Origin of the sequence: Bacillus sp. RHFS10, from assembly GCF_016757475.1 — a bacterium.
GTDB lineage: Bacteria > Bacillota > Bacilli > Bacillales > Bacillaceae > Bacillus > Bacillus subtilis_G.
On sequence record NZ_JAESPO010000014.1, the window covers coordinates 1 to 8799 of the forward strand.

General features: G+C 38.8%; 9 protein-coding genes. 4 read left to right on the forward strand and 5 right to left on the reverse strand.

All coding sequences use genetic code 11. From position 1 onward, the window contains the following. Positions 1 to 553: 553 nt before the first annotated feature. Together JMN17_RS21255 and JMN17_RS21260 are read right to left on the reverse strand one after the other, a co-directional pair. Positions 554 to 697 (reverse strand): hypothetical protein, encoded by a 144-nt coding sequence (locus JMN17_RS21255; RefSeq protein ID WP_163189876.1) that lies wholly within the window; start codon positions 695 to 697, stop codon positions 554 to 556. Next, positions 687 to 1811, reverse strand: a complete 1125-nt coding sequence (locus JMN17_RS21260; RefSeq protein WP_202329181.1) for a response regulator aspartate phosphatase — start codon at positions 1809 to 1811, stop codon at positions 687 to 689. Before JMN17_RS21260 ends, JMN17_RS21255 begins: the two co-directional genes overlap by 11 nt. A gap of 533 nt (positions 1812 to 2344) precedes the next feature. Here JMN17_RS21260 and JMN17_RS21265 point away from each other — a divergent pair. Further along, positions 2345 to 2497, forward strand: coding sequence for a hypothetical protein (locus JMN17_RS21265; protein WP_180298652.1), 153 nt, complete (start codon positions 2345 to 2347; stop codon positions 2495 to 2497). Positions 2498 to 2728: 231 nt separating this feature from the next. On the opposite strand, the gene JMN17_RS21270 is transcribed toward JMN17_RS21265, so the two are convergent. Beyond that, on the reverse strand, positions 2729 to 2899 hold the full coding sequence (locus JMN17_RS21270) for a hypothetical protein (protein ID WP_202329182.1): 171 nt from the start codon (positions 2897 to 2899) through the stop codon (positions 2729 to 2731). A gap of 293 nt (positions 2900 to 3192) precedes the next feature. On the opposite strand from JMN17_RS21270, the gene JMN17_RS21275 reads away from it, so the two are divergent. Beyond that, positions 3193 to 3672 (forward strand): DUF3967 domain-containing protein, encoded by a 480-nt coding sequence (locus tag JMN17_RS21275; RefSeq protein ID WP_100739378.1) that lies wholly within the window; start codon positions 3193 to 3195, stop codon positions 3670 to 3672. Between the two features lie 22 nt (positions 3673 to 3694). Here the strand turns inward: JMN17_RS21275 and mobV are convergent, their stop codons facing one another. Then, positions 3695 to 5143 (reverse strand): MobV family relaxase, encoded by a 1449-nt coding sequence (gene mobV / locus JMN17_RS21280; protein WP_100739379.1) that lies wholly within the window; start codon positions 5141 to 5143, stop codon positions 3695 to 3697. 805 nt (positions 5144 to 5948) lie between these two features. Here mobV and JMN17_RS21285 point away from each other — a divergent pair. Together JMN17_RS21285 and JMN17_RS21290 are read left to right on the forward strand one after the other, a co-directional pair. Continuing rightward, entirely contained in the window at positions 5949 to 6656 is a 708-nt protein-coding gene (locus tag JMN17_RS21285) for a hypothetical protein (protein ID WP_202329183.1), read from the forward strand. Positions 6657 to 6988: 332 nt separating this feature from the next. Next, positions 6989 to 7651: a hypothetical protein gene (locus JMN17_RS21290; RefSeq protein ID WP_202329185.1), complete on the forward strand. Its 663-nt coding sequence runs from the start codon at positions 6989 to 6991 to the stop codon at positions 7649 to 7651. A 42-nt stretch (positions 7652 to 7693) separates the two neighbouring features. Here the strand turns inward: JMN17_RS21290 and JMN17_RS21295 are convergent, their stop codons facing one another. After that, positions 7694 to 8713 (reverse strand): protein rep, encoded by a 1020-nt coding sequence (locus JMN17_RS21295; protein ID WP_202329187.1) that lies wholly within the window; start codon positions 8711 to 8713, stop codon positions 7694 to 7696. Between the last annotated feature and the right edge of the window lie 86 nt (positions 8714 to 8799).

The window sequence follows — 8799 nt, forward strand, 5'->3', positions numbered from 1 at the left end:
TTGTCTTCGAGAATGATATAATCATTTTCAGTTGAATACAAAATGAAAAACTCCTTCTGAGCTAGTAATCTAGCGTTCTATTGTTAAGTGTGGTAACTCAATAATAGCAGAAGGAGTTTCTACATGTCAAAAACACCTCAAAGCCTTGACACACAAGACTTTGACTCGATTTTAAAAAATCTTGGTGTTTCTATATAGTATCAAGATAAGAAAAGACCCGATTTCGGCTTTGCCAAAATCGAAAAAGCCGGCTGAAAACAGCCGGCTTTTTTTAAAACCAAAACCCAAAGATCAAAACCATACTCCCCCCCCCGTAGGGGGGAGATTTTTTTTAAAAAATAGCTCCTGTAGAATTACGACTTTCAGCTGCTGAAATGTTCATACATAATCACTCCTTAGGAATTGACTTCGAGTAACTGCATTCCAAGCTCAATGCAAAGCATTATTTATTTCGCTAGCTGCGAAAAAACCAGCACCTCTTAGTAAGGTGCGTAAGTGGGCACTCCGCTAGAGTGAAAAAAGCAGACCTAATGATCTGCCTAGGGGAACAATATCAAGTTGCCAACCTTGAAGCTACTTCAAAATCACCATGTCGTTCAGTTTGCGCTGTAGATTTATCATTTTGATCTACTGCCTGACCGGACACGACTAATACGCTTAAAGCAATGGCTAAAGAGCAAAGCAACTTAAATTTCATACAGGAAATCGCCCCTTTGAATTTGTTTTTGAGCGTGAACCATTTCTCCGTAAAAATATACAGAATCATCCATACGCTCTTTCCTAGTATAAAATTCAGCCGCTTCTAAAGCCAGTTCTTCTAAATAAGGGTAACCACGGCTGTCTCTAAGTGGCTCCATGGCTTCTAGCACATTCGATCTATTTCCTGATTCGATGAACAATGCATTCACAACTTTTAACAGAGACAAAAACAAATCATTTTCAAACAGTTGGGCACTTTCGAGTGCTTGATTGTAGAACTCTAGTCCTTCAATTTTTTCATTTTGCTTAAAATGAATTAAAGCTAATTCATAATAAATTTGAGTTAATTCCTTGGCTTTTGCTTTCTCCGCGACTTCTGCAGCCTTACGAAAATAACCTATAGCCATGGTTGTTTTATCCATACCGTTATAACAGCACCCTACATTCAAAAGTGCTTTGGTCATCAATTGCGTATTAGAAATATCCTCAGCGATTTCCAACGCCTTTTGTAAATGTGGCAAAGCTTGGCCATGTGCTTCCAAATCAATATAATTTCCTGCAACAACAGTTAAACAATGAATCATTCGGATTTTATAAGTATCATGCTTTTTATAAATTTCATAAGCTTGTTCGACATAAAACATAGACACATGCGTTTGTTTCATGTGATAAAAAACCTCAGCCATCTTGTAATAGAACTCAGCTTTTTCAATGGCATCTAATACCCTTACTAGTTTCTTTTCTGCTTTTTTGTATGACTCAATCGCCCGAATAAACTTCCCTAAAGAAAAATCATGCATCCCTTTAAAGAAATAAGTATAGTATTCCAGCATCCCTGACAGTTTTCTTCCCTTACCTTCAATCTTTCTTAAATACTCAGCTTTATCAAGCTTTTTGGTCGAATCCACTGGGAATAAATAATCAATCATCATTCGATGTCTAAATACGATCAGTTGATAGTACAGCAACAAGTTTTGATCTTCTTCCATTCCTTCGATCATCTGTTCAACTTCGACTTTCAACCGTTCCGCATTTTCAACATCAAATCTATTTATGTACATATGCCATTCATTAATTTTGATCCCTACATTGGCAGATGGAATAACTTCCATTCTGATTAACCCCTCCCTAACAAAATCCTTTTTATGTAAATGGTAGCACAGAAAAAGCCGTTTAATCGGGGTTGCGGCTGCCATCTCAAAAATTTTCGGCAAACCGAAAGCGAAATATTTTAAATTTTCAAAAGAGAAATAATGATTTTGACTTACATCTGCTTTTATCCATGAAAAAAAAGCAAAAAAATAGACCTTTCGTTATATCTAAAAGAGACTTCAACAATCAAAAAATCAAAACAGCTGCCAAATTTCTTTTCAAAAATTCCACCACCTTAATAAAATCAATTTAAAGCCCTTTACAGCGTTTTCTACATCATCATTACTATTTATTCGTTTTAAAACTTAAAACCTCTCAGAAGCGAATATGAGCATTATCAGAGGTATTTCTTATTAACTTTGAACCTCACAAACATAAAAAAGACGGATTGCTAAAAAGCATCCGCCCTTTTCCAGCTATCTGTTTTTTACGTGGACTACTGGTAGCGCCACCTCATGCTAGTATTATGACAAAAACGCCGGAGGAATCAAAATTGAAAATTGAAACGCTCGCTGAAGCACAAAAGAAAATGCAGGAGTTGCTTTCTGATCCAAAGCTAAATCTCCCACAACATTTCCCAGAACGAAATCCTGAAGGAATTGTCTTACTCGACAAAAACAACAAATTGCATCAAGAGTTAGAGTAATACCTTGGGCTTTGCCCAAACCCACCAACGGATGGCCGTTGGATTCCAACATTCAATCCCCCCAACCCCCCGCATCTCCGGGGGGCTCCCTCGCCGGTTGGCGTCAAACAAACGGGTTTGTTTGAGTGCTGAAAGGGTTCGGGTGGCGCTGAGCGAGTCAACTCCTTAATCCTCCCTACGGTCCGGTTACCGTTGACTCACGCCAAAATCGCTCGCTACCCCAATTATCAGTCACCTTGAATAAGACAGCTCCAGCACTTTTCTTATGTATTCTTCTTCTGTGATTTCTCCATGAAATCGTCTTTCTAAAAGCTTTTCCTCTTCTTCCGTCAGTACTAATCCCTCAAAACCAAGGGTTGCTCTTACATATCTCATCCTTGTTTCAAAATCAATCTCTTGCATTACTACACACCTCTTTTTGTATTAAAAGCCCCTGCAGGAGTTTGTCATGAAACGCTTCAAAAAATTTGGTGCGTATAACTGGGCACTCCGTGATCAGCTCCTAAATTCCGAAACAAACTCAAACTTAATTTAAATCCTTCTCATCCCTTGATATAACTGTATTTCTCAATTCATTTAGGTGCGCAGCGCTCCTTTTCAATTGCACCCTTTTACAAAACAACTCAAATAAAGGGTGCAGCACTTAAAGGGCTTTAGCATCGCTATAGCGAACCTTTTTTACGAGGTGATACGTGATGGATATGGGAGTCAAATTATCGTCAAAAGACGTCGCAAAACACCTTGGTATAGAGCCAGTCACTGTCCGCAAATATGCCAGTATGCTTGAAGAACAAGGCTATTCGTTCAATAAAGATTCGAAAGGATGGCGACTCTATACCGAGGATGACGTAAAGACTTTAGAGTATCTATGTACAATGACTAAAATCAATGGACACTCACTCGATGAAACGGTAAAGCATATAGCAAGCCTATATCGTTCAAAACTGACCATATCGGATCCCGCTACATCGCTACAAGACAATCCTTTAGTTGAATTTATGAAACGACAGGAAGACTTCAACCGCCGCATGGCAGAACGGATGGAGCAATTCGAAAAGAGACAGCAAGAAAGACACGAGACACTCACCGCTGCATTACGTGAGTCGCTTGAGACACAAAAAATGATCGCAGCCACCAAACAAAAAAAGTGGTGGAAATTTTGGAAGGGCAATTAAGTGGGCAATTGATTGCCCGTTTTCACCGCTCTAATTCATTGTCCTTATATTTATTGGCTTCTCTAGGCATTCCAGCCGTACGGAAAAACGATGCCGCTAATTTACGCATCTTTGGCAATTTTTCTTTAGCCCACTGAACCATTTTATCTTTCCATTGTTCCAATACGGCAACTCTCTCTTTTAGTGTCTTATTTTCTTTTTTTAACGCCTTGTTTTCTCCAACCACTTTTTCAAGTGTTTGATTCTGCTTCTTGGCGAAACTCAAAACCTCAGCATACTGCCCGTTTCTCTTATCAAGTTCCTGTTTTAGTTTTAGGCTCTCCGCAGCTTCGCTATTTCTTTGAATGATCAAAACTTTATTTTCAGCTGACAGTTCCTCGTTTTCCGTTCGTAAAGCCGTCAGTTCCTCTTTCACTTCCTGCCGAAGATCCTGACGCTGTTCTTCCGTAAATTCCTTTGCAAGCTTGCGCCGCATTTCCTTTTTGGACGCTTCAACTTCTGAATGGATCCTACTCTGCAGTTCCTGAAGCCGTTGGTCTTTTTCATCCGCCCGATCTGCTTCCTGCCGGGCGATAGACTGCCAACGCTCCTTTTCCTGCGTTTCCGACTTCAATTGCCCCGCCAACTCGGCTGCCGTTTTAGTTTTCTGCTCCGCATAGGCATACAAAGCATGGAGTTCCCCCTCCGGCACAATGACTTTATCCTTTTTGAGCCACGCTTTTTCATGTTCAATAGTCGGCATTTTCAACTCTTCAGCCTTAGCTGTCAACGATTCTTTTTTCACTTCTATGACTGCTTGAACAGCTTTGTTTTGCTTTTCCAATTCCTCTCTCTGCTTTTCCTTTAAAGCAATTTCAGCATTAAGCCGTTCAAGCTCCGCTTGCCGCTGATTGATTTTATACTGGTGAACATTCTCATGCTTCTTTTCGCTCGGTTCGCCACGCACCAGGTCAAAACCGTTTTCCACCATGTGCCGATGAAAATCATCTTGAATGGCTTTCATCTTCAATTTGCCATTAAAAAAATCTTTAGCAGAGAGTCGGCCGTCCTCCGTTATCGGTACAATACCAACATGCATATGGGGAGTCGCTTCATCCATATGGACTGTGGCATAAAGCATGTTTTCAACGCTGTATTTCTCTTTCAAATGATCAACCGCTGTTTCAAAATAGCGCCGCTGCTCCTCATCGCTCAGCCCATTCATATAGTCAGGACTTGCCGTGATCAAAAATTCGCTGACCAAAACAGCATCCGCTCGGACCTTTCGTTTGACTCGCCCCTCAATTTTTTCATGAACCGCTTTTGAATAGCTAATCGGTTTCTCGTTCACCAGATCATAATTTAAATGTGTCCGCTCCCGATCTATATTTTCATTTTTGCTTTTTTGAAACTCCCGCTGATTGTGTTTTTGCGTTCCATTCAATCTATCTTTTTTGTATTTTTCCATCCTTATGACCGCATAATTTGCCATGAGAAAAACCCCCGATTCAGACCACTCTATAGGGGTTATGGTAACACAAAGTTTAGCTTTGGTGTAACGCACTACACCAAATTATGCCCATGGCAAATTTGGACGTGCGACCTGCGGTGCTGGTGGCTCTCTCATTCTCGCTATCGCATCGAAAGTTCGTGCCACTTGTCGGCTGTCCGCCGACCCGACTTTTCCGCCGATGAGAGATCGGCAGAAAATCGGAAAAACCCTTGCTGCTCCCGCAGCATTTGACCACGTGAACAAATTGTTCTGTGTGTCAAATTTTTAAAAAAGATATGCTGCGGAACCACGCAATTAAAATGGCAGTCTGTAGGAGTTAGTATTCATTTTTTTGAAATTATGGAATTTCAATCCCATATAGCGAATGATATGTGTTACCGTGATTTCAGAGCGATCCGGACGCCTCTGATTTGTTGCATAAAAAAAGCAGACGTTGAGCCCGCCTTTTTTCATCCTATAAAAACATTCTAAAAACACCAAATCCTATACAAAACAAACAAGTTACCAAAGTAACTCCAAATTCAGTTTTTCTACCAGATTTCAAAAGAACAACTGATCGAACACTAATATTGATTCCAAACAATATAAGAACAAAGTTCAAATACCAAGGATTAAGACCAGACGGGATAATCAACAGAATAATTCCAATAAGGGTGAGATACTGAACTGCTTTAATAAATTTTGAAGAATTATCTTTGCTCACAGTAACACCTTCCGAAATTTAGTGGAATTTAACAAAATTCCCTTTTTTATTGTAATTCATTTTTCAAAAGGAGGATACATTTTGAAGAAACTAATATATTCAGCGTTAGCAACAATTATTTTTGTCCCGTCTTTGTCATTTTTCACAGATGACAGCGTAAAGGCTGCTGCACCAACACCAATTGTTCAGTCAGAAGAATTCAATGATTCAGGAACGTTTACACATAATGGTCACATGTACACTTATTCAATATCAGAAAATGAAGATATGAGAAAAGTGACAGTAAGTGATGATGATGAAAAATCAGTTGCTGAATACGACAAAAAAACAAACAAAATGTACGCAAATGGTGAACAGCTTGATTCAGAAGTACAAGACTTTTTTAAAGAATTAGCCAGTGAAGAACAGATCAACATAAACGATGACACCCTGTTAACTCTTCAAGGCTATGGTGATGTCCCAAGTGGATATAAATACAAAAAAGGTAGCACTATCAAAGGCAGCTTCGCATTTGTTAATGCTTCATTTACAGTCGTCTTAGCTGTAATCGCTGCATCATCCATCGTTAAAAACTTTGCTTGGGGATCAATCGTTGGAATTGCATCCGCAATTATCAGCGCTATCACAACTCCTTCATTCTCAGTTTATTGGACTAGAAAAACATACACAAAAACAAAAGGAAAATATAAACGGACTGGATGGCAGCTTAGAATTTATAGAGACAGCAAAAGGAAAAAGCTAATTCACAAAGAATGGGCAAGCATTGGTTCCGGTGCAATAGCCCCTTAAACAAGGAATGGATCATAACCCCGTCTTAATCAAAAAAAGCAGACCCTTCACGGTCTGCTTTATTATTTATTAAGTTATTAATTTCAAATTAATCGATAAAGCAAAGTAAACAAACACAAAAGACCAAAAATAATATAAAAAACTACAAACCCTGTTCTACTTTGTTTTCGAGAAGAAAAAATTTTAAATAAAGAAATAATAACTAAAGCACATAAAATGAGGTTCACAAAAACTAAATTAATAGACATTATGAAATTACTCTCCTTTTTATTGAAAAAAAGTGATAAAATTGAACTGTATAAATATTCTAAAAACAAAGGGAGTTGCAATACTTGAAGAAAAGAACGCTAATAAAATCCTTACTTGTAGCCTCATCACTAACTCTAGCATTACCAATGTCATTTGCCAACGCTCAAGAAAATACTAACAAAGTAAGTTATCTACCACCAACAACTAGTGAGACTTTAAGTACTCGATCTACTACAGTCATTGATAAAAACGGAGTAAGTTTCACTGCTACTTACAACAAAAAAACTGGAGATATCAATTTAACTTCAAACAATTCTAAGCTATCTAAAGCTGATTTAGAAGCTTCCAAAGAATTTGCACAATCAATGAGCCAAAGTACTATTTCATCTAACTCTACTGGATCATTCAGTACCATGACACTTCCCGAAGGTGCAGGGAGTGGGGGTAATAGCTACACTTATGACAGAACAATAAAAGGAAGTACCAAAATAGCACAAACATATGCTGGGGCTGTAGCAGCTGTTTTAGGTGCTGTTACTGGTGGATTTGTAGCTATTGGTTCAGCTGTAGTTAGCTACTTTTGCGGAGTGGCCCCTACTACAGCTTATTACAGCAAAAAATTATATTATAAAAAAGTTAAAGGTGTTTATCACGAAAGAAGACAAACACAATGGTACAAAAATAGTAAGCGCACTAAGAAAATCGGTGGAGAATATGTCTCTCATTTCACATACGGAACAGACTGATAAACCTTTAAAAGTATAAAAAGCAGGCATTATGCCTGCTTTTTATTTGATTATGTAATTTTTAATTCCCGGATGCCAGTAAGCCATGACCTCAAATGCACCATTTGCAACCTCGTCATCTTCTTCCTCAATCTTGACCAGATCGCCGTCCTCCGCATCACCAAGATTTAGCTCTTTATGTATCTCTTTTAAAATGCCGCCATACCCGATCAATCTACGGGCAGCCAGTGCATCATCCAAATAAAACACCGTGTTCAGATTATCTTCTGTCACCTTGTTGCCGCGCACAACATCCGTATCTTTAACCGGATATTTAGAGATTTCGAGAACAGCTTTTTGCTCCATCATCGATTCCCGCACGTCGTTTTCAATCTGTTCAGCGTCAATCTTCGCTTTACCTTTCACTCGACGAATATCGACAATTGGAGTGTAATCCAATTTCATTGCCTTTTTCCATAAGCTTGTCCACTCAGACTGCTTAATGTAATTATGAGTAAAATAACTTTTCTTCACTGGCAACAACACGTGAAAATGAGGATGATATGTATCTTCTTCATGATTTTTCGTTATCTCTAAAGCTCTAAAATAACCAAGAGTCGCTTTATCAACTCTTTTATATTTCATCAGCCGATTGAATCCTTTCATCATGTCCGAAATTGCAGGTTTCAGACCGTCACCCACAACATTCCGAACTGTTAACGTGAGAAAAATCCATCCGCAGCCATACTGGCGATTAGCTTCTTCTACAATCAATTTATTGTGATAAGCAATTTTTAAAGACCTGCGCCATGCACACATCGGGCATAACCTCACTTTACAAAAATGAGCTTGATACAACTTTAGTTTGTCCGTCTCCGGATCTCTTTTAAACGAAAGGTATTCTGCACATCCATTCAGCTTTTCAGCTTTTTTGCCATAGTAAGGTGCTCCGATCTTGCTCTTTAACGCTTCGTAATGCTCTGCCATAAGATTCGTCCGTCTCTTTTTTCCCTTCCAATCCCGCTTTTTACCTGTTGCGGTTTTGTCTTCGAGAATGATATAATCATTTTCAGTTGAATACAAAATGAAAAACTCCTTCTGAGCTAGTAATCTAGCGTTCTATTGTTAAGTGTGGTAACTCAATAATAGCAGAAGGAGTTTCTACATGT